Raw genomic sequence first — 23,557 nt, 5'->3', positions numbered from 1 at the left:
AACACGAAAAAATGCGGTCACCCGCATCTTTCTTTTATTCAGAAAAAACGCCTATACAGCGAAATTTATCATAACGATGGTCAACTAAGCCTTTACCATCTAGCGTTCCTAATTCATCCATCGAAGTTCGAATTGCATTCCCGATACTAATAGCTTGCGCTTTCGAGTCACGATGCGCACCACCTCGAACTTCTGGAATAATATCATCGATAATACCCATTTCTTTCAAGTGTGGAGCTGTAATCTTCATAGCTTCGGCAGCTTGTTTGGCAAGACTTGAATCTTTCCAAAGAATGGTAGCGGCTCCTTCAGGTGAAATAACAGAGTAAGTTGAGTGCTCAAGCATATGAATATGATTTGCCACCCCAAGTGCCAGCGCTCCGCCACTCCCGCCTTCTCCGATGACGATAGAGATAACTGGAACAGTCAAGCCAGCCATTTCAACAAGATTACGTGCAATCGCTTCGCTTTGTCCCCGCTCTTCAGCCGCCTTGCCAGGAAAAGCACCTTTCGTATCGATGAAGCAAATGATTGGTCTGCCGAATTTCTCAGCCTGTTTCATAAGGCGCAATGCTTTCCTATACCCCTCAGGATGCGGCATTCCGAAATTCCGTTTGACGTTTTCTTTTGTGTCTTTCCCACGCTGATGGCCGATAACTGTTATTGGAACCGATTCAAATGAAGCGATCCCCCCCACAATTGCTGCATCATCACCATAAGCCCGATCCCCGTGCAGTTGCATAAAATCTTCAAACAACATATTGATATAGTCAATTGTAGTTGGACGTTCCGGATGCCTTGCCACTTGAACACGGTCCCACGGTTCCATATTCTCATATATTTCTTCTTCCAAGTTCTTCAAACGAACCTTTAACGTTCCGATTTCATCTGAAAGGTCAACCGAATTGTTCGCTGTGAACTCTTCAAGTTCTACGATTTTCTCGCGCAGCTTGACGATTGGTTCCTCGAATTTCAACGTTTTCCCCATTTCAGTTAGCCCCTTTCACGTGAAGTCGAACAATCTTAGATATAGTTTCTTTCATATCCGTACGATGAACGACTGCATCCAGTTGGCCGTGGTCCAGGAGAAATTCTGCTGTTTGGAAGTCGTCTGGCAATTTTTCTCTAACAGTTTGTTCGATAACGCGTCTACCTGCAAAACCTATGAGAGCTTTTGGCTCCGCGATATTAATATCACCAACCGATGCGAAACTTGCTGACACGCCGCCTGTCGTTGGGTATGTCATGACTGATATATATAACAAACCTTCACTGGCATGACGTGTAAGTGCGACACTTGTTTTCGCCATTTGCATGAGTGATAACACGCCTTCCTGCATACGTGCCCCACCGCTCGCAGAAAAGATAATCATTGGAATGCCAAGTTCAGTCGCTTTTTCGATTGCGCGGGTAATCTTTTCACCAACAACCGACCCCATCGAGCCCATACGGAAATGTGAATCCATAATAGCTACAGCAATTTCCAGTCCATCGATTTTACCTGTTCCAGTAAGAACTGCCTCATTCAAACCCGTTTTTCTCGAATCTGACTCAACTTTTTCAGTGTAAGCAGGAAAATTAAGTGGATTTTCCGTCTTCAAATGATCGTCAATTGATTTGAATGTCTCTTCATCGAATAGACAAGCTACACGTTCTGCTGCTGTCATCTTCAAATGATGATCACATTTCGGGCAGACTTTCATTAGTTTGATTAGATCTTTTGTTAAAATAATATTTTTACATTCTGGACACTTTGTCATAATTCCTTCTGGTACATCATTTTTAGCGTCAACGGAAGGAATTGTCGTCGTATGCTTTTTTCTATTTTTCATAAATAGATCGCGAATCATTTATTATTGTCCCCTCTTTCACTTTCAACTAGTTCAATCCATTCAGAATAGGCTTCCAACGTGGCAATCACGTTGCCATCACCCAAGTTTAGAAGCAACATTTTCACACTATCGTTTTCATCAACTTTTGTCATTTCACTGAATGGTACTTTACTATATTGTTTTAATAAAAACCAAATTTTAAGCGATAATCGATTTCCCGCTGCAACAATCATCTCACGGACAAGGTCCTCTCGTAAAATTTCCCCATCCTGATCAATTTTTTTCAGCAAGCTCTCCCATACTGGTAATGCCCGTAATGCACTGTCCTTACATATAGCGAGGATTGCCGCCGTTTCGTGAATTCTCCGTGTTTCCTGAACATCGATGACGGAATCGGGCTGTTGCATGATGAAAGCTGCAAGGACTTCAACAAGTTGATGCTTCCTGAAATCGACAAGGAACGTACCTTCACCACGCCGAGTTTCGATAAGCCCGAGCAGTTCCAAACTTCGTAACGCTTCACGAACCGTGGATCTTCCTGCCTGCAGACGTTCTGCCAGTTCACGTTCGGAAGGTAGCTTTCCACCGGTTTCAATGCCCTCTTCTTTAATTATCGATTTAAGTTCACCGACAATATCTAGAAACATTTTCGACGATGGTTTTGGATTTTGCATGCGTGGACCCCTTTGGAAATAGACATGATGATAAGTGGTCTGACCACTCCTGCCTTTAGCATACAGAAAACGATGCTGAACGTAAAGTGAAAGATGGAAATCGAATCAAACCGTAATACACAACACATACTTTTATGCAACGATTAAGAGACATGCCTGTTATATCAGCATGCCTCTTAACTGCCTTTCGTTTGTTGAACAAGTATTTGTGGCTTCCCTCTACGACGTTCGACAGTTCCTTCTACATGAATTATCGCCATTTCAGTAAGCTGACTTTCTGAAATCATATACTGTTTCGGGAATAATGTACAAGAAATTTGTCCCGTCTCATCTTGAATCGTAACAAATGCCATAGATTCCCCTTTTTTTGTTCTTATTCGTTTTATCTCAGTAATCAGACCCACCATTTTCACATATGCGCGGTCTGGAATTCCATCAATTGAAGTAATGGTATGGAATCCACCACCTGCCGCTTTTTTCACTTCTGCTGCAGGGTGTTCTGAAAGATAGAAGCCAAGTACTTCTCTTTCATATTCGAGTAGCGTCATGCGGGGCAGTGTGCCACCCGGAGAATATTTTGGGCTCGCCACCGAACGAAGCACTTCACTTAATAAATCATCGCCATCATCAGGGCGGATGAACAATGCATGAGATATCGCCGCGTCAATTGAAGCGATCAAAATAGCCCGTGATTCTCCAAACTCATCGAGTGCCCCTGCTTTTACAAGTGGCCTAATCGCCTTCTCAGTAAATACATCCCCACCGACTGATGCTGCCATATCAAATAATGTCTTCCAATTACCACCAGACTTCCTTGCACGCTTTATAGCATCGTAAAATGTAGGCGTCACACCTTTGATAGCGCCAAGTCCAATCCGAATTGAGCCTTTTTCAACTGTATACATATATTTACTATACTTAATAGATGGCGGTAAAATCTTAACGCCCGCCGCCTCAGATTCACGCATTAACTCCATTGCCTTGTCATTATTTCCAGTCATCGATGAAAGGAGTGCAGCATAAAAATAAGCGGGTTCATTCGCTTTTAAATAAGCAAGCCGGTACGAGATAAGGGAATAGGCAACAGCATGACTTTTCGGAAATCCGTAGTCCGCAAACTTTACAATAAGATCGTAAATTGCAACAGCGGAATTTTCCGGAAAACCATTTTCAAGAGCTTTTTGCGTGAAATGAGTTCGTTCCTTTTCTAGATTCTCCCGATTTTTCTTACTTACAGCACGCCTTAACAAATCCGCTTCACCCATCGTAAATCCTGCCACGCGGACTGCGATTTCCATGATTTGTTCTTGATAGACGATAACCCCATAGGTTTCTTTCAAAACAGATTCAAGTTGCGGATGAATATACATTATTTTTTCATTATCATTTTTACGCCTGCTATACAATGGAATATTGTCCATCGGTCCTGGTCTATAAAGTGCATTAATTGCAAAGATATCTTCAAATTTATTCGGTCGAATCAAACGAAGGGCATCTCTCATTCCATCCGATTCAAACTGAAAGATCCCTGTCATATCTCCCGCCCTAAAAAGCTCAAAGGTTTTTTCATCGTTTAGGGGAATCTTTTCAAAATCCAAGCGAATTCCTCTGTCATAAGTAATCATAGATCTGATACGGTCTAATAAAGTTAAATTACGCAGACCTAAGAAGTCCATTTTCAATAAACCTTGTTCTTCAACATCTCCCATCGGCCATTGGGTAAGGTAAATTCCATCCGCACCACTTTGAAGCGGTACCACCTCAACAAGCGGGACAGGCGATAAAATCACACCAGCAGCATGTGTAGATGCGTTACGAGGTAATCCTTCAAGTCGAATTGCTGCTTTCAACCAATCATTTCGTAGCGGGTCAATTGCAATCCAATCTTGCAGTGCCTTCGATTCTGCAACTGCCGCTTCAAGCGTAATTCCATGTCTATTAGGAATTTCCTTCGATAAATAAGCCATTTCTTCATTTGAAAAGTCAAACACACGTGCCACATTTCGAGCAACCGATCTGGCAGAAAGCGTGCCAAACGTAATGATTTGCGCAACATTTGTCTTCCCGTATTTCTGTGCAACATAGTCAATTACTTCCGCACGTCGATTATCCGCAAAGTCAATATCAATGTCCGGCATTGTTACCCGGCCCGGATTTAGAAATCGTTCAAAAATGAGCCTATATTTAATCGGATCAACATCTGTGATGCCAAGCGCATAAGCAACGAGCGATCCGGCCGAAGACCCCCGCCCTGGACCCGTCAAGATAGCATTTTCTTTAGCGTAACGCATAAAATCTTCGACAATCAGGAAGTAATCGGCAAAGCCCATTTCTCTAATTACACTAATTTCATAACGGAGTCGTTTTTCATATGCCTCATCCACTTTGCCTAGTCGTTTTTGCAAACCCGTCATTCCATTTTGCTCCAACAAACTTGTCGCCGTTTCTCCCGCTGGAACTGGAAACACAGGCATAAGCGATTGACTCGGAGGCAATTCTGCATCACACGCCAAGAGGATACTTGACGTATTTGTAAGCCACTCTGGTCTGTCTGAGAACCATTCAGCAAGCTCAGCTTCTTCTGGTAGATATGCCGCCTTGTGACGGTTTTCAGGCCTAGCAGGGTCATTCAGCTTGAATCCTGTCCGAATTGCTTCCGCAACTTCATAAGCGAATGCATCCTCCTTGTCGGTGTACCGACTTTCATAAACCGCAACGATAGGCGTATTGGTTACATCTGCAATTTTCTCAATTAATTCTTCATCAGGATGTCTGACGCCTTCTGTCCTAGCAACACCAATGAATATCGATGACTTGTCGCAATCCTTTATGACGCGCTGGAACACTTCTTCGTTATGTGATAGTGAAGGCCCCCAGGATATATCCGTCAACGGACAAACGATGATACAGCCTTTGCTGTATGCTTTCAACCATTGTAGCGGCAGCGTTTCAGACTCTCTTACGGAAACGGCACTGCTCATCTTCAACAAATTTCGATAACCTTCATCATCTTTTGCGTAAACGTAAAGAAGAGCAACTACCCCTTCTTCAATTTCTAAAAAGATAGATAATCCTATAACCGGACGAATTCCGTATTTTTTCATTACCTTATAAAATGACCGAATACCGTACAACTTCGAGTTAACGATCGCGACGGCTTTAGCCCCTCTCCTTTTCAGAAGCGGGGCTAAATAATCTAGTTTATTAATTCCACGCAGAAGATCGGCGCCAGTTACTACTTGCGGATAGACAAGTGTCAATGCAATCCCTCCGCCTGTTTTTTATACACATAATTGTTTTAACTTCGCGATGACTTCGTCTACTTCTTCCCATGAATGAACAGAAGCACCCGAGGCAAGAGGATGTCCACCGCCACCGTATTGGGCAGCTAAAGTATTGATGACAGGACCTTTTGAGCGTAGTCGAACGCGAATTTGATCCTCTTCTTCTATGAATATGATCCATGCACAAATCCCTTGCACGTCACCTAACGCCCCAACGAGTTGAGATGTATCAGATGCAGTTACGCCAAATTGTTTAAGTGTCGCTTTATCTATTTTAACAAATGCGGCTCCATTTTCATCCATGGTAAAGTTTTGGTACATATATCCTTTTAAATGTAGCAATTCCCGCTTAACTTCGTACATTCCCGCAAATAATTCCGGACGATCAAAATCAAATTTGATAAGCTCGCTAACTGCTTCAAAAGTTGTTGTTGTTGTACTTGGAAACAGAAAACGTCCTGTATCCCCGACAATTCCCGCGAATAGCAACCTAGCCACATCAGTGGTCATTTTCCACCCATAAAACTGTTTGCCTTCTTCATACAACGAGTAGATCATTTCAGATGTCGAGCTTGCAGAGGTGTTAACCCATTTGATGTCGCCGTATGGGTCTGCATCAGGATGATGATCAATTTTCATAAGTACAGCACCTTCTGTATAAAACTCGCTGTCAATTCGACCCGTGTTTCCTGTATCAGTGACAATCACAAGAGCTCCTTCATAAAACGACCGCTCGACGTGATCTTGTTGCGCGAGATAGGTAAGTGATTCTTCGTGTTGGCCAACTGCAAACACTTGCTTATTAGGATAGTTTGCTTTTATCAATTCCTTCAGTCCTGATTGTGATCCGTATGCATCAGGATCTGGTCTCACATGACGATGAATAATGATTTTATCGTACTTTTCAATTGTGTCGATGATTTGTCTTTTCATATCCGATTCCCCCAAGCTTCGATATATTCAGTTCGCATTCTGCTCCAAAATCCGCTACAATGTAAGAAGTTTGTATGTAATGGAGGGCTTTCATGTTAACGATAAATTTCATTTTCGTATTTTTCATCATCGCTTCTGCGGTCTTCTACTTTTACTTTAAGACTCGGCAGTTCCGCACAAGATCACTATTTCCAATTCGCAAGAAAATGTATGCTAGTATGTCTGGCGCCTCGCTCGGCGGTTTGCTGTTGTTTTTCGGATTCAATCAGCTGATGCTTTTTGACGGTATCACAACATATGTTATCGCAGCCTTATTTATCCTATTCGGAGCTTACGTAGGTATTTTTAATTTCAAGGCCTATAAACATTACAGAAGCTTTGTAGATGAAGAAACAAAGTTGAACGACAACTGATGCGCAAATGTGCATCAGTTTTTTTGTCTTTTTACGTTAAAATAGAGAATTCCATTGAATCCGCTGCGGCTACCCCTTGAAAGGCGCCTACGCTCAGTTATCAATACTTCAACTTATATGACCAATTTACGACAGGATGCTGCGTCCTTGGACCGCGTTCTTTAATTATCGTTCAAACAATTGATACATAATCATGGCCTTTGCAACTAGGTCCCCTTCGGTTAGTATGTCGAAATCGACTTTTACAAACCTTCTGCTCATATGTAATATCTTTGGAATAACGACAACTATACTTCCAAGTTCAACATTCTTAATGAAGTACAGTGACATATTTTCCGGGACACTTTCCCCGCGTTTCCGCATTTTGATAGCTCTGTTGCCTGCCTCAGTTAAAAGGGTGGTCAAAGCTCCGTATGACAAAGAACCAAACTGATTCGTCATCTGCGGGATAACTGTAAATTCGACAGTATGCGGTTGTTCAGGAATGGATTTCATCTGATTTTTAACAATATCATCAATTGTTTCACCCTGCTGAGGTTGACGCTGAGTCATTTGAAGCGCCTTCAAGACATCTTGACGACTAATAATTCCAGCAAGCAATCCCGCATCCGAAACAACTGGTAACAAATCAATACCTTCCCAAATCATACTATGCCCAGCCGAAGCAACAGATGTTTTTCCCGTAACTGTTATCGGATGACGTGTCATTACTTTTTCAATCAATTCATCATCCATTTTACCAATCGCGTCACGTGAAGTAATTACACCCACAAGTTTCCCCTTTTTCTCTACAACTGGATAACCAGTATGAGATGTCCTATCGTTCACTTCATGAAAATGAGTGACCTGATCTTTTGCTGAAAGTGTAATTGTGTCAGCGAGCGGGGTCAAAATATCTTCCACCAGCAAAATTTCTTTTTCAATTAACTGATCATAGATTGCCCTATTCAACATCGTTGCTACGGTAAATGTGTCGTAACTCGTCGAAATAACCGGTAGTTCCAATTCATCCGCTAACTTCTTCACTTCATCGGATGCGTCAAATCCACCAGTGACTAGCACTGCAGCCCCTGCAAGAAGCGCAGTTTCATGCGCTTTCAATCTATTTCCGACAATCAAAAGACTTCCCGCATCGATGTAGCGCATCATGTCGTCTAATTGCATTGCACCTATAACGAATTTCGTCAACGTCTTATGTAATCCCCCACGGCCACCGATTACTAGCCCGTCGACAATGTTAAGTACTTCTGCAAATGTGAGTCGTTCAATATTCTCTTTCTTTTTCTTTTCAATCCGGATTGTTCCTACACGTTCAATCGTATTGACGAGCTTCTGATTTTCCGCCTCTTTGATGGCCCGGTAGGCAGTCCCTTCGCTGACAGACAGCGCCTTCGCTACTTGGCGGACCGAAATTTTCTCACCGACGGCTAACCCCTCGATATAGCGGAGTATCAATTCATGTTTTGTCGCCATGTCTTCACCTTTTCTCTATCATGACCTTAAGGACATTCTACCACAAAAGGCTTAAAAAAAGCGCTAACCGGGCGCCTGGACGCAATAGATAAGCTATTTCAAAAAACTTTCGCATAGCTCTTTTATAATTCAAAAACTTCTCCCGCTATCATTATTTTCACTTCATGTCCTTCCACTAGCGCTTTGAATGTTTCGGGGTCCTGCTCAATCGGCGGAAATGTATTGAAATGGATTGGTACAGCTAGTTGCGGATTGAGCAACTTGACTGCGCATGCAGCATCTTCAGGGCCCATTGTAAAATTATCACCTATTGGAACAAATGCGATATCGATTGGATGACGCTTACCAATCATCTCCATATCGCTAAAAATTGCCGTATCCCCAGCATGATAAATTGTTTTCTCTTCCACCATTACTAAAATACCTGCTGGCATACCTGTATAAATGATGTCATTGGTCTCTGTTGTGTAAGAAGAACTATGAAATGCTTGCGTATATTTTACTGTACCGAATTCAAATTTACAGGAACCTCCAATATTCATGCCATGTGTTCTTATTCCCTGCCAACTCAAGTAAACGGCAAGTTCATTTGGTGCTATAACTAGTGCATCGCTCGCCTTTGCAATTGCCACCGTATCTCCAACATGATCATTATGTCCATGCGTCAGTAAAATAATATCCGGTTTTTCGTTTCCAACTTCAAGATCCGTAAGCTTATTTCCTGTAATGAACGGGTCAATGAGAATTGTGCAGTTGCCTGTTTTTATTTTCACAATTGAATGACCGTGGTATGAAATTTGCATTGAATAATCTCCTCCATTTTCTTATCTTATTAAACAATTTTCGTTATACAACCTGAAAACCCTCTTTTTTGTTATGATAGAAGTATATTAGAGGAGGTCATTGAATTGAGTAAAGTTAAAGAAATACAACAGTTTTTACAGAAAGAAAACTTGGACGCGGCATTTATCACTACACCAGATAACGTATTTTACGTATCTGGATTCCAGAGTGACCCGCATGAACGTCTTCTTGGCGTAATGGTATTTAAAGATGCAGAACCATTTGTAATTTGTCCCTTGATGGAAGTAACTGACGTAAAAACAGCGGGCTGGTCCTATGACGCTGTTGGTCACGAAGATACAGATGATGCTTGGGATATCGTAATGGAGGCTGTCCGTAAACGTGGAGAACTCCCTGCTTCAATCGCCATTGAGAAATCTCATTTGACAGTGGAGCGTCTTGAGCGGATGAATGAACTGTTTACTGGCGCTAAATTTGTTCGCCTTGACGAACAGCTAAACGGCATGCGTAACATCAAAAGCGAAGATGAACTAAATAATTTACGTAAAGCTGCTGAACTGGCTGATTACGCTATTGAAGTTGGTTGCAGAGAAATCGCTGAAGGAAAAACTGAACTTGAGATTCTTATGGCAATTGAGTTTGAAATGAAGAAAAAAGGAGTTCAGAAAATGTCGTTCGATACGATGGTTCTTTCTGGCCCGAAAACAGCATCTCCACACGGTACACCTGGAGATCGTAAAATCCAAAAAGGCGACTTCATCCTCTTTGACCTAGGCGTCGTTTATAACGGCTACTGTTCAGATATTACACGCACAGTTGCGTTCGGTGAACCAACGGATGCAATGCGTGAAATTTATGAAACGGTAAGAAAAGCGGAGCAGGCTGCTGTTGATTTGGTTCGTCCCGGCGTCAAGGCTATGGAAATTGATAAAGCTGCGCGTGATGTGATTGACCAAGCGGGTTACGGTGAATACTTCACACACCGTATCGGTCACGGACTTGGAATTTCAGTTCACGAGTTCCCATCCATGACTGGTACAAACGAATTTGCCCTTGTGGAAGGTATGGTCTTCACAATTGAGCCAGGTATTTATAATCCAGCAGTTACAGGTGTACGGATTGAAGATGATGTTGTCGTTACAGCTGATGGCGTCGAAGTATTAACCAAGTTCCCTAAAGAATTACAGATTATTCAACCATAATTAGAAAAGGCTGTCCACACTCTAACAAGTGTGGACAGCCTTTTTATATCAGCAGGGACTTCTGCTGAATCAAGTTAAACATTATTGATTCAAAAGTGTTTCAGCGGATACATACTCAACACCTTGAGCATCTGCTACAGCTCTATACGTAACATGCCCTTCCATTGTGTTGATGCCTTTTTGAAGAGGAACGTTGTCTAAACAAGCTTGTTTGTAGCCTTTATTCGCAATTTGAAGTGCATAAGGAACTGTAACGTTCGTTAATGCAGTTGTTGAAGTTTGTGGAACTGCACCTGGCATATTCGCTACCGCGTAGTGAACAACACCATGTTTCACATAGGTTGGCTCATCATGAGTCGTTACACGATCCGATGTCGCAAAAATACCACCTTGGTCAATTGCAATGTCTACAAGAACAGATCCAGGTTTCATTGATTTAACCATTTCCTCTGAAACAAGTTTCGGCGCTCTCGCTCCTGGGATTAAGACCGCCCCGATAACAAGGTCTGCATTTTTTACTGATTCAGCAATGTTGAATGGATTTGAAACAAGTGTCTGAATATCATTGCCGAAGATTTCGTCTAATTGACGCAGACGATCGACTGACAAGTCAAGAACAGTTACTTTCGCACCCATACCAACCGCAATACGAGCAGCATTTGTTCCAGCTTGCCCACCACCAATAACAGTTACGTGGCCACGTGAAACGCCCGGTACGCCACTCAATAGAATACCTTTACCACCATTTGTTTGTTGTAAGTATTGTGCACCAATTTGTGTAGCCATGCGGCCTGCAACTTCACTCATAGGAGCTAGAAGAGGCAACGAGTTATTTGGAAGCTGCACTGTTTCGTAAGCGATTCCTACAACTTTATTGTCAAGAAGTGCTTTTGTTAATTCTACTTCAGGGGCAAGGTGCAAGTAAGTGAACAAGATAAGCCCTTCACTGAAATAACCATACTCAGCGGCAACCGGTTCTTTTACTTTCATAACCATATTTACATTCCATGCTTCTTCTGCAGTTGCAACGATTTTAGCTCCTGCTGCAGTATAATCCTCGTCCGTAAAACTTGAACCTAGACCTGCACCTTTTTCAATGATAACTTCATGACCTGCCGACTTTAAGTTAAAAACCCCTGCAGGTGTCATAGCGACACGGTTTTCGTTGTTTTTCACTTCTTTTGGGACACCAATAATCATTGCGATTCCTCCTAAAGATAACATTTAGTTAGTTGACCATTCGAAAATCTTTCATCCAGGCCAATCTATTTTTAATATTATCAGATAGTAAGGATTTATGCTGTATTTTATCAATTCGCAGAATACTCTATTACTCAAAAGTCTTATTATTCGAGAAATTTTTTAACCTTAATTCGAAAATGTGACATTTTTGTCGAAACTAAAACTATTCGTCACTTTATTCTTTATTATTAAAAGGTTTTTCATCCTTTTTATCGAAGTAAGGTAAGTATACCTATTTAAAGAATGGAGTGAAATTAAATGACATTAGTATACAAACAAATTCTTGTTGCTGTCGACGGATCAAAGGAATCAGAGTGGGCTTTCAAAAAAGCGGTGGCAATTGCCGATAGAAACGAGGCTACATTAAACTTGATTAACATCATCGACACACGTTCATATGCTGCGGTCGAAGCTTATGATCGGTCGATTGCCGAAAGAGCACAAAAGTTCGCAGAAGAATTGTTAAACGACTATAAATTGGAAGCCGAGAAAGCTGGCTTGCAACGCGTTAATGTCATAGTAGAATATGGGTCACCAAAAACAATGATTTCGAAAGATATTTCTAAAAAACTAAATGCAGACCTTATCATTTGTGGTGCAACTGGCTTGAATGCGGTCGAACGTTTCCTAATCGGTAGTGTATCCGAAAACATCGTCCGTTCTGCAAAATGTGACGTCCTCGTCATTCGTACACCTGAAGCATTATAATACGAAAAGCGCAAGGCGCCTTCTAGACAAAGTGCTAAGTCAAAACTTATATCTTCTTATCTTTTCAAAAAAGAGTTGCCCATTATTTCCCTGGGCAACTCTTTTATTATCTAACACTCAATTGGATGTTTTATAACTTCGCAACACGCATCGTATCACGTGCAATCATTACTTCTTCATTCGTCGGGATTACTAACACCTTAACGGGAGAGTACGGAAAGCTGATATGCACTTCCTTACCCCTGATAGTATTCAAATCCGGATCAACATAGACCCCCATAAATTCAAGACCTTCTAACACTTTCTTACGAATGACATCACTATTTTCACCGATTCCGGCTGTAAAGATAATCGCATCCACTCCGCCCATCCTTGCCGCATACGAACCAATGTATTTATGAATTCGATCTGCGAAGACATCTAGAGCCAGCTGTGCACGCGCATTCCCTTTTGAAGCCTCGATTTCAATGTCACGTAAATCGCTTGAAAACCCCGAAATAGCAAGCATTCCCGATTGTTTATTCAAAACGTCTAGGACTTCTTCGACCGTCTTTCCCGTCTGCTCCATAATATATGGGATGAGTGCCGGATCGATATTTCCTGAACGCGTCCCCATTGTCACCCCCGCAAGAGGGGTAAAACCCATCGACGTATCGAGTGATTTCCCACCTTCAACAGCAGCTATACTTGCACCATTTCCCAAATGGCAGGAAATAAGACGTGTATCTTCAAGTGGACGATTTAATAATTCCGCAGCACGTTCCGTTACATACTTATGGCTTGTACCGTGGAAACCGTATTTTCGGATGCCATATTTTTCATAATACTCGTAGGGTAACGGATAAAGAAAAGAACTTTCCGGCATCGTCTGATGAAACGCCGTATCAAAAACCGCAACAGCAGGCACATTAGGCAATGCTTTACTAAACTCCTTAATGCCAACAATGTTTGCGGGATTATGGAGTGGCGCAAGGTTTGATAGTCCCTCAAGCGTTGCAAGTATCTCATCATTGATGAGTACGGAACCGCTGAAAACTTCGCCACCGTGTACAACACGGTGACCGATCCCATCAATTTCATCGAATGATCGAACGACTCCTTCACTAATCAGCATCTTAAGAAGCATGGCTACAGCTTCGGTATGATTCTGGATATCTTGACCCTTTTCTACCCTGCGTTGTTCGAACTTCATGTTGAAAATCGATTCTGAATGACCTATTCTGTCAATTTGTCCCTTTGCTATTACGTGCTCTTCTGGCATCTGGAGAAGTTGAAACTTCAAGGACGAACTTCCAGCGTTTATCGCTAAAATGTTCCGCATATAAAGCGCTCCTTTTACACATATTTCTTTACCAAGCAATTCTAAACACACAGCTACCGAGTAAGTCTAGATTCCAGCTTTATTCAGTAGCCCAAATATCGATTTTCTGAAGAAACAGGGCCATGGCATGCTTATCAGTCATATTAGGAACCTTCGCAAGAAGGACATCATGTGTCACTTTTGCTTCTGGTAAAGGTTTTTGTAAAATTAATATACTTTTTGCATGCGCTACATTTTTAAATAACGAATCAGGTAACTGAATAATTGCCCGGATATTCGTTTGTTTTTTCAAATAGGGATGCAATGTAGGCGATTGATCGGACTCAAACAAATTTGCAGGTATGATGAATACACCGTGCCCACCTGGTTTCGTATGCTTCATTGATTGTTCAATGAACAGATGATGTGCATAAGCATGCCCCTCTGCAGGCATCAATTCATAATTGAGTGCATTTTCATCATCAGGATAAAATCCGACAGGTAAATCGCTTATGGTGATGTCGACTGGATCGACAAATAACGGTCGCAATGCATCCTGCACATAGAATGTGACAGGGTGCTCAAGTAATTCCGCAGTAACAGCGGACAATCTCACTAACAAATCATCAATTTCTATTGCTGTCGCAGTGACATCGTTCTCAATTGTGTTCATGACCGTATAGAGAAGATTTCCTGTACCAGCTGCAGGGTCAAGAAGTGTAATACCTTGTTCACCTATCGCCAATTTTCCAGCAATATGTCCAATGAGCATTCCGATTGAATCAGGAGTCATCTGGTGGTTAGGCTGTACATTTTGCTTCATCCCCTTCAGGACTGCAAGCTGGATACCTCTACGGATATCCTCTTTAGTTACTGTTTCTGATACCGCAGGTTGCGATTCTCCTGAAAGCCATTTTTGACAAATATCAATGGTTGCTTCCAGGTAAAGTACTTCTGTAGATTCTGCATATGCATCAATGAATGAAAATATTTTTTCTGTATTAGTTGTCATTTAGTTATCCCTCAACTCACAAAACCCACCCGTTTCCGAGTGGGTTTTCATTAGTATTTTTTAGTTACTTCGTTAATTCTTTTACCGCTAAAATTGCTTGTTCATAGTTAGGATGGTCTGTACCTTCGCCGACATACTCAACATACGTCACTTTATCATCTTTATCGATAACGAAGACAGAACGTGCAAGCAAGCGAAGTTCTTTCATTACGACGCCGTACGCTTCTCCAAATGATAAATCGCGATGATCGGATAATGTCTGTAGATTTGCAATACCTTCAGCAGCACACCATCTCGCTTGTGCAAAAGGAAGATCGGCAGAAATCGTCAACACTTGAACGTCATCCCCAAGAGAAGCAGCCTCTTCGTTAAATTTACGCGTCTGTGTTGAACAGACACCCGTATCAATTGAAGGAATCACACTGATTAACCTGATTTTCCCTTTTGAATCGGCAAGTGTCACCGGACTCAAATCGTTCGCAAGTGCTGTAAAATCTTGCGCAGTATCACCTACTGCAACTTCTTTTCCAAGCAATGTAACAGGGTTGTTCTTGAATGTAACGTTAGCCATTAAGACGCCTCCTCTTCTAAGTCTATCTTACTAAATGATAGTACCGTCTTGCAACTGTTGTCCCTCAATCCGTTTACGGTAATCTACAACCATCTCTTTTTCATAAGAATGCTCATGTTCAACAACAGTATCGGCGAATAAGTCATGCAATGCTTCTTTTCTAGGCATAAATAGGACCAGCAGATAAGGGATGACCAACATTTTGGATATGAATCTTCCGATGACTTCGCGGAATATGACAGACCCCCACGTAAGCTTACCCTCGTCTTTAGCCACTACTCTTATGCCCATGATCATCTTCCCTACTGTTTGCTGTAAATACTTCGTCATAAGCGCAAAGTAAAGCAACATCAAAATAAGGATAGTAACTTTATAGGTGCTGAAGAAGAAGAATGAGGGATTTGTAATCTCCCAACCTGCAACTCGAAAAATCGGTTTAATGATAATCCCGCTTATTGCTGATAAAACAAGAAGATCGATTGTATATGCCCATAGTCGCGTCCAGAAACCCGCATACTTCGCCCGATAATGTTCAGTTTGAATAGTCTCGTAATCTGGAATAGGCGTCGCAGCAGTGGAATTCCCCGTCAGATCCGGTTGTTGTTCGATGTGTTCCGACATTCGCTAGCCCTCCTTATTTTTCACCATACAAATACATCATCCGTGGTGCATTATAATCGTTTAATAACTTACCGATTAGTTCAGACTCAATATTACCGCCAAACATATTTCCTGCTTTCACGCCGAGTATTGAAGTCCAGCTATCAAGGGACGTATACTCAAAGACTGTGGCATCTTGAAGATTATAATCTTCTTTCATGGCAGCAATAACATCACCCGCCTTGCCGAATTCATCTGCAAGCCCAGCTTCGATTGCCTGACGCCCATTCATGATACGGCCATCAGCTACTTTTTTCACTTCAGCCTCTGTCATGCCGCGACCTTCTTCGATAATATCAACAAAGCGTTCGTAGGAATCATTTATCATTTCTTGAAGCATTACGCGTTCTTCATCTTTCATCTCACGAGATCCACTCATAATATCTTTATATGGACCTGTTTTAATCGTGTTAAAATCAATGCCGTATTTCTCAGCAAGTTTCGCATAGTTAACACTTTCCATAATGACACCGATTGAACCTGTAATCGTTTCACGATTAACAAATATCTTATCAGCTGGAGCTGATACATAATAACCGCCTGAAGCAGCCATTCCGCCCATCGAAACATACAGCGGAATCTCTCTTTCTACTTGAATCATACGGAGAGCATCATAAATGTCCGCTGATTCAACGACTCCGCCACCTGGTGAATTCACTTCAAGCACAACGCCTTTTACATTAGTATCTTCAAGAATTTCAGACAACTGATTCATGAAATACTGATGATTATAACCTGCAGATTGGAAAAGGGATGACGTATCCCCTAAGTCCTGAATAACCCCATCAAGAGAAAGAACAGCGATTTTATCCTTACCCGTTCCTTCCTCAATAATCGCTTCCTCATACCCCGAAGATGAAGTTGCCATCATGTCTTCAAAGAATCCGTTGAAATCTCTCGTAAATATGTACGATAGTGAATTTATGCCTATTGACACAAAAACAAGTGCTGCAGCTACGATGATTGCAATCCATCGTTTAATTGTCATTTCAAATTCCTCCTTTTTCATTCCATTAACTTATACGTTCGGACACACCAAAATGTTTCACCACGTGGTAAAATCAGTATAACTTATTCAGAGGGGGCTTTGTGTAATGACAGATCGAATGAATATTTTTATTTACAGTAAACATGATGAAGATTCACTTGATAAAAAATCCAAAGTGGCAGATGCGTTGATTCATGAGGGTTTTACAATGACCGACAACGATAAAGATGCAAATATTATCATCAGCATCGGTAGCGATGGTTCTTTTTTACAAGCGGTTCGAAAAACCGGTTTCCGACAGGATTGTTTATATGCAGGTATTTCTTTAACAGGTAAACCCGGACTTTATTGTGATTTTCATTATAACAATCTTTACGAAATGACGCAGACCATTCGTAAAGAAGGTCTTGAAGTGAGAAAGTATCCACTTATCGAAGTAAAGATTGATGATCACCAACCATTCTATTGCCTAAATGAATTCAGTATTCGCTCGAATATCATTCGGACATTCGTCCTGGATGTCATTATAGATGATAAATTATTCGAAACATTCCTCGGTGATGGTCTAATAATTTCCACACCGACTGGCAGTACTGCTTACAATAAGTCTGTCAATGGAGCGGTCGTTGATCCACTACTTCGGTGTTTCCAAGTGACTGAGCTTGCTTCCGTAAACAATAATAAATACAGAACACTTGGCTCGTCCTTCATAATGAGTGGCGAACGTAAATTCCAACTAAAAGTTCATCAGGATGGCAACGTTTTCCCTTTAGTTGCTGCTGACAATGAAGCGCTGGGGATTCGCCAAGTTGAAAGTGTGGAAATTAGATTAAGCGATAAAACTGTGAAAACTGTGAAACTGAAAAATAACTCCTTCTGGGAGAAAGTGCAGCGAATTTATTTATAAAAGAAAAGCAACACCGCCTGTCGATTACCGTTTTATAGCAATACATATGATTTCAACATTGAAAAGCTCAACTACTTTAGTAAGAACCTTTCAATCTACAATTACGTCTGTTGATTAACCATTTATTTGCATAAAACACTGGTATTAAGGCTTGGAAAAACCCATTTTCACTGGACCATTTCCGGTTCGCTTTCGGCGAACTAATCACGACATATTTACCGTGAGGCATGTGTGGCTAGAAGTGACTCCGTCGCTTCTAGCCACACTTTTTTTGGGTCATCCTGTTGTGAATAGTTGCCTGTCGCGTACCTACAATGTTCAAGTGAAAAATACAGTTGTTTTGAAAGAAAAGAATAGATGACTTTCTATAGGGATTGTAAGTGCCCGAAGATGCAATTTCGGGCACTCTTGCACGTTATATTGCTTACTATTAGCAAAAGAGTATGCATGTAATCATGTGATACCATATAGAAATTGACACTTCTTTACTAGTAAAAAAGAGATAACCCTAAAGAAAGTTTCAGCCGCCAAAATAACATCTTTGGCGGCTATTATCCAGGTCTATGCCCCTCTATTCTTTCGTCCCAAAAAGCTTTAGCACTTCGTGTACTTATGAAATTGGAACGCGATGGAACAATCATGATTTATCTTCGTCCTAAGTATGTACTTACTCCTAATTCTTTCATTTTATGGCATTACCCTATCTCCATAACCTGATTTCTCCATAAAAATTTAAAAAATATGTTTTAAAGTATTTCGGCATTATTAACTCACTTATCCCTAGCTCTATATATGTTGAACAAATGAATACAACGTATGCGCTTTACAAGGGCTTTTGAAAGGCTACTGAAAAAAACAATAATTGGAATGAAATAAAAATCCTACGAATACCGCTTCGACGCTTTGTGGATGCCTCCCGCGATAAGCCAGGAAGAAGACCACTTTCAGTCTTATCGCGCCTGCGCTGGATGGTCTATGTGAGAAAGAGCTTTTCATTATCTACGATGAAATCTGCAAGCCGGGGCACGTCTTTCTTGAATATAAATAGTAGCAAAAAGTAATCACATTATAATCTCAGCATATACATCTCAAAATCATATTTCTCTCTATAATGAACACCCTAGCGCAGGCGCGGCAAAGGGGTCGCCGAAGTCGTAAGACTGGATGCGTAGCGCTAATCCAGGCTTACGGCGAGAGGCATCCCCAAAGCGCCAAGCGTTCTACAATCCACACACCGAATTACAACTCTCTCATTATTGAGCACCATAGCAGATTCAATGAGATTCTTTAATTCAACATATATACTATATTTTTTAATCCTGTTTTATCATATAGATGAGCTCTAAGTTCTAAAAAAGTAAAGGATATGTACGTGAAGATTTATTAAAATTGAATAGTATTTTTAGAAGGGAGTGGAATGGAATGGAAATAACTATTAATTCATTGTCCTTTATACTTTCTTTACTTTGTATTCCTCTGTTTTTAATCGCAATATCGTCTGCAGATTTTTTTAGTTTTACCACAAAAATCATAGGGCTTCATTCATTAGATATTGTCTTAGGCATAACAGTGATAACATTTTTTCTTGGAGTCATCGGGTTAAAGGATGTAAGGGAATGGAAGGCAATGGCAAGAGGTATATTTACTATAATTTTCATGTCAGTTTTTTCAATCGTATTAACTTTCATTATATTCATCGGCAGAATGCTTGGTTAACCTTCTTCAACTAACTGCTTCGTTCGTTGAAGAAGGTTTAATCTCTATTAACAAACCCATTAACCTCTTGAACTGAGCTAGTTGAAAGTCTGTAAATAGTATGAGTGTCTTTTGTATTCATTATTGTTCCATTGTCTTCTGAAATCCAAAGGGAATATGATTCTTCACCAAGGTCGAATCTATACGACGGATTTACCATATTAACAATTCCTAGTTCGCTGGTCGAATCACTCACCGCTTTACTGAATATAGCTATTCCACTTTTTTCTTTTAAATCTAAATACCCCGTTTTTGTTTCTATTTGTTCCTTTTGAAAACTCCCTACTAGTAAAGTTCCTAGTATAATAAATAGCATTGATAACTCTTTCATATTATCCCCCCTTTCTACTAATAGACGTATACTTATCAGATGGGTTTCACAATATGGCTCTACTAGGAAAGAAGGCTGTTAGCGATATCGAGTTATTTTCTTTTCAAATGAAGTTATTGATAAACCTTCCATTACTTTTGTTTCTCCAGTTATTATGAATCCATTTTTTTCATAGAAGGAGATTGCTGGTGCATTTTTAGAACCCGTTGATACGATCAGTTTTTCATTCCCTTCTCCGACGCTTTCAATGAAATCTAATAATCTCTTGGCAATTCCTTTTCTAAAATGTTTTGGGTGCACCATCAACCTATGAATATCTATTAGATTCTCTTCTGCCTTTATAGAAATGACTCCGCTTAACTCTCCATCTAAATAGCATCCATAGAAATTTTCGCCACATTGTTGCAATGTGCTAACCGAATCCCTTAATGGCGGAATGTCATAGAAATCAATCAACTCCGCCTCTACCTTATACGAAGCAATTTGAACGCTCAATACCTCCTTAGCAAGTTTCGGATTTATAATATCTATTTTATTAATCAATATTATCCTCCTTTTTTTTCAGTTAATGTATGAACAGATGAATATATTTAGCCTAGACATCCCCAAAATACCAGAACGGGTTTGATGTAATTCTTTACTTCAACATATAAAGATAGCCTTTTTCAGTAGCCTCCTAATTTAAAGGAGGCTCTTCTTCATTTTCATCACTTCAATTAGTTTAGATACCGTAAAGAGTAACAATGCTGCCCAAATGAAAGCGAATGACAATACCTCAATTTTCCCGAACGTTTCTTTGTACACAACAACTCCGAGAAACAGCATCATCGTTGGGGCTATGTATTGAAGAAATCCAGCCATATATAGCGGAATTCTTTGTACGCCTTTTGCATACATAATAAGTGGTAAAGCCGTTGCTATACCTGTTAGGATAAGTAAAATGTCCGTCTTGATGTCAGAATGTAAGAACACTGCATTGCCTTCCATGAATAGCCACACATAATAGATGACAGCGAACGGAACAATGAAGAACGTTTCAATTGTCAACCCACGAAGTGCATCTAGCTTAATTTGTTTCTTGATAAGACCGTAAACTGCAAACGTTATTGCCAGTGTAAATGCCAACCATGGAAACTTACCGTACGAAATCGTCAAAATTGTGACTCCTGTTGCCGCCAGTAAAAAAGCAACTTGCTGTGCTCTTGACAACTTTTCTTTCAAGAAAAAGATTCCAAGTAGTACCGATATAAGCGGGTTAATATAGTAACCAAGACTTGTTTGGACAATATAGTTATGATTCACTGCCCATATGTAGATAAACCAGTTCGTTGAAACAAGTGCTGAAGCAGCGAACAAAGCCCAAAAGTCTCTTTGCGAGATCCACAAGGTTTTTATATCCGCCTTAAGATGACGTCCATTTTTCAGAAGAAGAACTACTACTAACGTTAGAACAAATGCCCACACGATGCGACTCACTAATATTTCAGCACTTGCGACATGCTCAAGGCTTTTCCAATAAATCGGCATAATCCCCCAAATAAGATACGAACCGATTGCCCAAAGGACACCGCTTTTTTCTGTTTGCATCACGACGCCCCCATATATTTTGATTATCGAAATAATAAACTAAGTATAGCCCCATTAATTCACTACGTAAAGATGAGATTATTTAGAATACTGACAACCTACTCGTAAACACCAAAAACCGCTTAAAAAGTACGGAATAACCCGTGCTTTTTAAGCGGTTTGTTTTCTGGAATGATTTACAGTTGTTCTTTTTTCCTTAATTCAATTCGCATGATTTTTCCTGAAGCAGTTTTCGGCAAAGTATCCAGGAACTCAATTTTACGTGGATATTTATAAGGCGCTGTCAAACTTTTCACGTGATCCTGTAAGTCTTTAATAAGACCCTCTTCATTTTTCCTTTCAGGGTCACGTAGCACCACGAATGCTTTGACGATATTCCCCCTGACTTCGTCCGGACTCGCAACGACTGCGCATTCACGGACTGCGGGATGCTTCGTCAATGCATCCTCTACTTCAAATGGTCCGATTGTGTAGCCGGAACTGATAATAATGTCATCCCCGCGACCTTCAAACCAGAAATAACCATCCTCATCCATTTTTGCACGATCACCAGTTACGTAATAATCACCTCGGAACTGCATTGTTGTCCGTTCCGGATCTTTTAAATACTCTTTGAATAACGCAGGTGTCGATACATGTACCGCAATATCCCCAACTTCCCCAACAACCGCTGGATTTCCTTCGTCATTGATAATGTCGACCTTATTGCCAGGCGTCGGTTTTCCCATAGAACCCTTCCGCGCCTCCATACCTAGCATCGTCCCGACGAGTAATGTGTTTTCCGTCTGCCCATAGCCATCTCTTACTGAAAGCGAAAAAGTCTTATCAAATATATCAATTACTTCACGGTTAAGCGGTTCTCCAGCCGAAACCGCACTACGAATAGAAGAAAGATCAAAATCCCCAAGGTTTTCGGCCTTCGCCATAAACCTGTATTCCGTTGGCGTACAACATAATACATTCACTTGATATTTACCAATCAACTCTAAATAAGTCGTCACATCAAACTTCCCGTCATATACAAGTCCCGTTGCGCCGCTACCAATTACGGATAAGAAAGGTGTCCAAATCCACTTTTGCCATCCTGGTGCAGCCGTAGCCCAGACTACGTCACCTTCATTGATACCCAACCAGCTTGCTCCTGTTGTCCGTAAGTGCGCATACCCCCAAGCGTGTGTATGTACGACACCTTTTGGTTTCCCCGTCGTGCCTGATGTGTAAGATAGAAATGCCATGTCCGAACTTTTCGTTTGTGGTGCTGTAAACGCCGTTGATGCAGTTTCCATTAGATCGGTTAATGAAAGTTGATCTTTCTTAGCCTGTCCAACAACGAATACCTTGACATCCCCTATGTTTTTTACTTCGCTAAATTGATCAGTAAACGCATCGAACGCAACGATTGCTTTAGCATCACTATGTGCCAATCGATATTCAATATCGGAAGACCGTAACATTTCTGAACTCGGGATTACGACAAGTCCCGCTTTAAGGGCGCCGATATACGTCACATATGCTTCGATTAGCCTTGGAACCATGACAAGAACGACATCACCCTTTTCAAGTCCGTTCGATTTGAAGACATTGGCTGCCTTATTCGCTAAAGTGATTAATTCATCATATGTAATTTCCTTCTTGTTTCCTTCTGCATTAACATAAATTAGCGCTTTTTTTCCTGTACCTGTTGCATACTTTTCAAATTCACTGACAAGGTTATATTGTTCTGGCGCAATCAGTTGTTCACGATTCATGCAAATTCCCCCTTAGATGTATCATCTAAGTATACAAATAAAGTACCGATAATTCAAAACTAATTTACTTTTCTAAATAAACCTAAGAGTAATTCATTCTTTACTAGCTAATACTTGTAAAAATTATGAAAAG

22 protein-coding genes are annotated in these 23,557 nt (G+C 40.8%); 5 read left to right on the top strand and 17 right to left on the bottom strand.

Going from position 1 to position 23,557, the window contains the following annotated elements; genetic code table 11:
- Positions 1-34 precede the first annotated feature (34 nt).
- From H7992_RS08800 to H7992_RS08780, 5 genes are all read right to left on the bottom strand, one after another.
- Positions 35-988, bottom strand: a complete 954-nt coding sequence (locus H7992_RS08800) for an acetyl-CoA carboxylase carboxyltransferase subunit alpha (RefSeq protein WP_067207617.1) — start codon at positions 986-988, stop codon at positions 35-37.
- Position 989: 1 nt separating this feature from the next.
- Entirely contained in the window at positions 990-1,850 is an 861-nt protein-coding gene (accD, locus tag H7992_RS08795; RefSeq protein ID WP_082786521.1) for an acetyl-CoA carboxylase, carboxyltransferase subunit beta, read from the bottom strand.
- Positions 1,847-2,506, bottom strand: coding sequence for a FadR/GntR family transcriptional regulator (locus tag H7992_RS08790; protein ID WP_067207615.1), 660 nt, complete (start codon positions 2,504-2,506; stop codon positions 1,847-1,849). Before H7992_RS08790 ends, accD begins: the two co-directional genes overlap by 4 nt.
- Positions 2,507-2,682: 176 nt before the next feature.
- Positions 2,683-5,766 carry a DNA polymerase III subunit alpha gene (dnaE, locus tag H7992_RS08785; RefSeq protein WP_187047304.1) on the bottom strand — a complete coding sequence of 1,028 codons (3,084 nt, stop codon included), beginning with the start codon at positions 5,764-5,766 and terminating at the stop codon, positions 2,683-2,685.
- 21 nt (positions 5,767-5,787) lie between these two features.
- Positions 5,788-6,723, bottom strand: coding sequence for a DHH family phosphoesterase (locus H7992_RS08780; protein ID WP_187047303.1), 936 nt, complete (start codon positions 6,721-6,723; stop codon positions 5,788-5,790).
- Positions 6,724-6,815: 92 nt separating this feature from the next.
- Here H7992_RS08780 and H7992_RS08775 point away from each other — a divergent pair, with 92 nt between their 5' ends.
- Positions 6,816-7,136 carry a YtpI family protein gene (locus H7992_RS08775; RefSeq protein ID WP_067207609.1) on the top strand — a complete coding sequence of 107 codons (321 nt, stop codon included), beginning with the start codon at positions 6,816-6,818 and terminating at the stop codon, positions 7,134-7,136.
- Between the two features lie 165 nt (positions 7,137-7,301).
- Here H7992_RS08775 and H7992_RS08770 read toward each other — a convergent pair whose 3' ends face one another.
- Together H7992_RS08770 and H7992_RS08765 are read right to left on the bottom strand one after the other, a co-directional pair.
- Positions 7,302-8,609 (bottom strand): DRTGG domain-containing protein, encoded by a 1,308-nt coding sequence (locus H7992_RS08770; RefSeq protein ID WP_067207606.1) that lies wholly within the window; start codon positions 8,607-8,609, stop codon positions 7,302-7,304.
- Between the two features lie 122 nt (positions 8,610-8,731).
- Positions 8,732-9,412: a metal-dependent hydrolase gene (locus tag H7992_RS08765; protein ID WP_187047302.1), complete on the bottom strand. Its 681-nt coding sequence runs from the start codon at positions 9,410-9,412 to the stop codon at positions 8,732-8,734.
- 105 nt (positions 9,413-9,517) lie between these two features.
- On the opposite strand from H7992_RS08765, the gene H7992_RS08760 reads away from it, so the two are divergent.
- Positions 9,518-10,615 carry a M24 family metallopeptidase gene (locus H7992_RS08760; RefSeq protein WP_187047301.1) on the top strand — a complete coding sequence of 366 codons (1,098 nt, stop codon included), beginning with the start codon at positions 9,518-9,520 and terminating at the stop codon, positions 10,613-10,615.
- A gap of 81 nt (positions 10,616-10,696) precedes the next feature.
- On the opposite strand, the gene ald is transcribed toward H7992_RS08760, so the two are convergent.
- Positions 10,697-11,815, bottom strand: a complete 1,119-nt coding sequence (gene ald, locus H7992_RS08755; protein WP_067207599.1) for an alanine dehydrogenase — start codon at positions 11,813-11,815, stop codon at positions 10,697-10,699.
- A gap of 300 nt (positions 11,816-12,115) precedes the next feature.
- Between ald and H7992_RS08750 the strand changes: the two genes are divergently transcribed.
- Positions 12,116-12,565, top strand: coding sequence for a universal stress protein (locus tag H7992_RS08750; protein ID WP_067207597.1), 450 nt, complete (start codon positions 12,116-12,118; stop codon positions 12,563-12,565).
- Positions 12,566-12,695: 130 nt separating this feature from the next.
- Here H7992_RS08750 and H7992_RS08745 read toward each other — a convergent pair whose 3' ends face one another.
- The 5 genes from H7992_RS08745 to sppA all read right to left on the bottom strand — a co-directional run bounded on the left by H7992_RS08745 (position 12,696) and on the right by sppA (position 17,096).
- Entirely contained in the window at positions 12,696-13,886 is a 1,191-nt protein-coding gene (locus tag H7992_RS08745; RefSeq protein WP_067207594.1) for an acetate kinase, read from the bottom strand.
- A 79-nt stretch (positions 13,887-13,965) separates the two neighbouring features.
- Positions 13,966-14,877: a class I SAM-dependent methyltransferase gene (locus H7992_RS08740; RefSeq protein ID WP_067207591.1), complete on the bottom strand. Its 912-nt coding sequence runs from the start codon at positions 14,875-14,877 to the stop codon at positions 13,966-13,968.
- Between the two features lie 64 nt (positions 14,878-14,941).
- Positions 14,942-15,448 carry a thiol peroxidase gene (tpx, locus tag H7992_RS08735; protein WP_067207588.1) on the bottom strand — a complete coding sequence of 169 codons (507 nt, stop codon included), beginning with the start codon at positions 15,446-15,448 and terminating at the stop codon, positions 14,942-14,944.
- Positions 15,449-15,478: 30 nt separating this feature from the next.
- Complete coding sequence (locus H7992_RS08730) at positions 15,479-16,069, bottom strand: RDD family protein (RefSeq protein WP_082786520.1); 591 nt, start codon at positions 16,067-16,069, stop codon at positions 15,479-15,481.
- Between the two features lie 13 nt (positions 16,070-16,082).
- On the bottom strand, positions 16,083-17,096 hold the full coding sequence (gene sppA / locus H7992_RS08725; RefSeq protein ID WP_067207586.1) for a signal peptide peptidase SppA: 1,014 nt from the start codon (positions 17,094-17,096) through the stop codon (positions 16,083-16,085).
- 106 nt (positions 17,097-17,202) lie between these two features.
- Between sppA and H7992_RS08720 the strand changes: the two genes are divergently transcribed.
- On the top strand, positions 17,203-18,003 hold the full coding sequence (locus H7992_RS08720; protein WP_067207583.1) for an NAD kinase: 801 nt from the start codon (positions 17,203-17,205) through the stop codon (positions 18,001-18,003).
- A 1,422-nt stretch (positions 18,004-19,425) separates the two neighbouring features.
- The gene (locus tag H7992_RS08715; RefSeq protein ID WP_187047300.1) at positions 19,426-19,719 is read left to right on the top strand and encodes a hypothetical protein; all 294 of its coding nucleotides are present in this window, start codon (positions 19,426-19,428) and stop codon (positions 19,717-19,719) included.
- Positions 19,720-19,756: 37 nt separating this feature from the next.
- On the opposite strand, the gene H7992_RS08710 is transcribed toward H7992_RS08715, so the two are convergent.
- The 4 genes from H7992_RS08710 to mbcS form a co-directional block, all read right to left on the bottom strand.
- Positions 19,757-20,089: a YhfM domain-containing protein gene (locus tag H7992_RS08710; protein ID WP_187047299.1), complete on the bottom strand. Its 333-nt coding sequence runs from the start codon at positions 20,087-20,089 to the stop codon at positions 19,757-19,759.
- 78 nt (positions 20,090-20,167) lie between these two features.
- A complete protein-coding gene (locus H7992_RS08705) occupies positions 20,168-20,632 on the bottom strand; it encodes a GNAT family N-acetyltransferase (RefSeq protein ID WP_067207576.1) in 465 nt (154 codons plus the stop codon).
- Positions 20,633-20,770: 138 nt separating this feature from the next.
- The gene (gene rarD, locus H7992_RS08700; RefSeq protein ID WP_187047298.1) at positions 20,771-21,676 is read right to left on the bottom strand and encodes an EamA family transporter RarD; all 906 of its coding nucleotides are present in this window, start codon (positions 21,674-21,676) and stop codon (positions 20,771-20,773) included.
- 176 nt (positions 21,677-21,852) lie between these two features.
- Positions 21,853-23,424, bottom strand: coding sequence for an acyl-CoA synthetase MbcS (mbcS, locus tag H7992_RS08695; protein WP_067207570.1), 1,572 nt, complete (start codon positions 23,422-23,424; stop codon positions 21,853-21,855).
- Positions 23,425-23,557: the final 133 nt, after the last annotated feature.

It is taken from the genome of Sporosarcina sp. resist (assembly GCF_014302295.1).
GTDB classification, from domain to species: domain Bacteria; phylum Bacillota; class Bacilli; order Bacillales_A; family Planococcaceae; genus Sporosarcina; species Sporosarcina psychrophila.
The sequence above is the reverse complement of the archived record's forward strand: the minus strand, read 5'-3'. Positions and strand labels throughout refer to the sequence as shown.

Excerpts from the sequence above, each read along its gene's own strand:
- rarD (WP_187047298.1), bottom strand. The coding sequence starts at position 21,676 with ATGCAAACAGAAAAAAGCGGTGTCCTTTGGGCAATCGGTTCGTATCTT.
- H7992_RS08730 (WP_082786520.1), bottom strand. The coding sequence starts at position 16,069 with ATGTCGGAACACATCGAACAACAACCGGATCTGACGGGGAATTCCACT.
- H7992_RS08710 (WP_187047299.1), bottom strand. The coding sequence starts at position 20,089 with ATGAAAGAGTTATCAATGCTATTTATTATACTAGGAACTTTACTAGTA.
- H7992_RS08720 (WP_067207583.1), top strand. The coding sequence starts at position 17,203 with ATGACAGATCGAATGAATATTTTTATTTACAGTAAACATGATGAAGAT.
- H7992_RS08770 (WP_067207606.1), bottom strand. The coding sequence starts at position 8,609 with ATGGCGACAAAACATGAATTGATACTCCGCTATATCGAGGGGTTAGCC.
- H7992_RS08750 (WP_067207597.1), top strand. The coding sequence starts at position 12,116 with ATGACATTAGTATACAAACAAATTCTTGTTGCTGTCGACGGATCAAAG.
- H7992_RS08715 (WP_187047300.1), top strand. The coding sequence starts at position 19,426 with ATGGAAATAACTATTAATTCATTGTCCTTTATACTTTCTTTACTTTGT.
- tpx (WP_067207588.1), bottom strand. The coding sequence starts at position 15,448 with ATGGCTAACGTTACATTCAAGAACAACCCTGTTACATTGCTTGGAAAA.
- ald (WP_067207599.1), bottom strand. The coding sequence starts at position 11,815 with ATGATTATTGGTGTCCCAAAAGAAGTGAAAAACAACGAAAACCGTGTC.
- sppA (WP_067207586.1), bottom strand. The coding sequence starts at position 17,096 with ATGACAATTAAACGATGGATTGCAATCATCGTAGCTGCAGCACTTGTT.
- accD (WP_082786521.1), bottom strand. The coding sequence starts at position 1,850 with ATGATTCGCGATCTATTTATGAAAAATAGAAAAAAGCATACGACGACA.
- H7992_RS08745 (WP_067207594.1), bottom strand. The coding sequence starts at position 13,886 with ATGCGGAACATTTTAGCGATAAACGCTGGAAGTTCGTCCTTGAAGTTT.
- H7992_RS08740 (WP_067207591.1), bottom strand. The coding sequence starts at position 14,877 with ATGACAACTAATACAGAAAAAATATTTTCATTCATTGATGCATATGCA.
- H7992_RS08800 (WP_067207617.1), bottom strand. The coding sequence starts at position 988 with ATGGGGAAAACGTTGAAATTCGAGGAACCAATCGTCAAGCTGCGCGAG.
- H7992_RS08790 (WP_067207615.1), bottom strand. The coding sequence starts at position 2,506 with ATGCAAAATCCAAAACCATCGTCGAAAATGTTTCTAGATATTGTCGGT.
- H7992_RS08765 (WP_187047302.1), bottom strand. The coding sequence starts at position 9,412 with ATGCAAATTTCATACCACGGTCATTCAATTGTGAAAATAAAAACAGGC.
- H7992_RS08780 (WP_187047303.1), bottom strand. The coding sequence starts at position 6,723 with ATGAAAAGACAAATCATCGACACAATTGAAAAGTACGATAAAATCATT.
- mbcS (WP_067207570.1), bottom strand. The coding sequence starts at position 23,424 with ATGAATCGTGAACAACTGATTGCGCCAGAACAATATAACCTTGTCAGT.
- H7992_RS08775 (WP_067207609.1), top strand. The coding sequence starts at position 6,816 with ATGTTAACGATAAATTTCATTTTCGTATTTTTCATCATCGCTTCTGCG.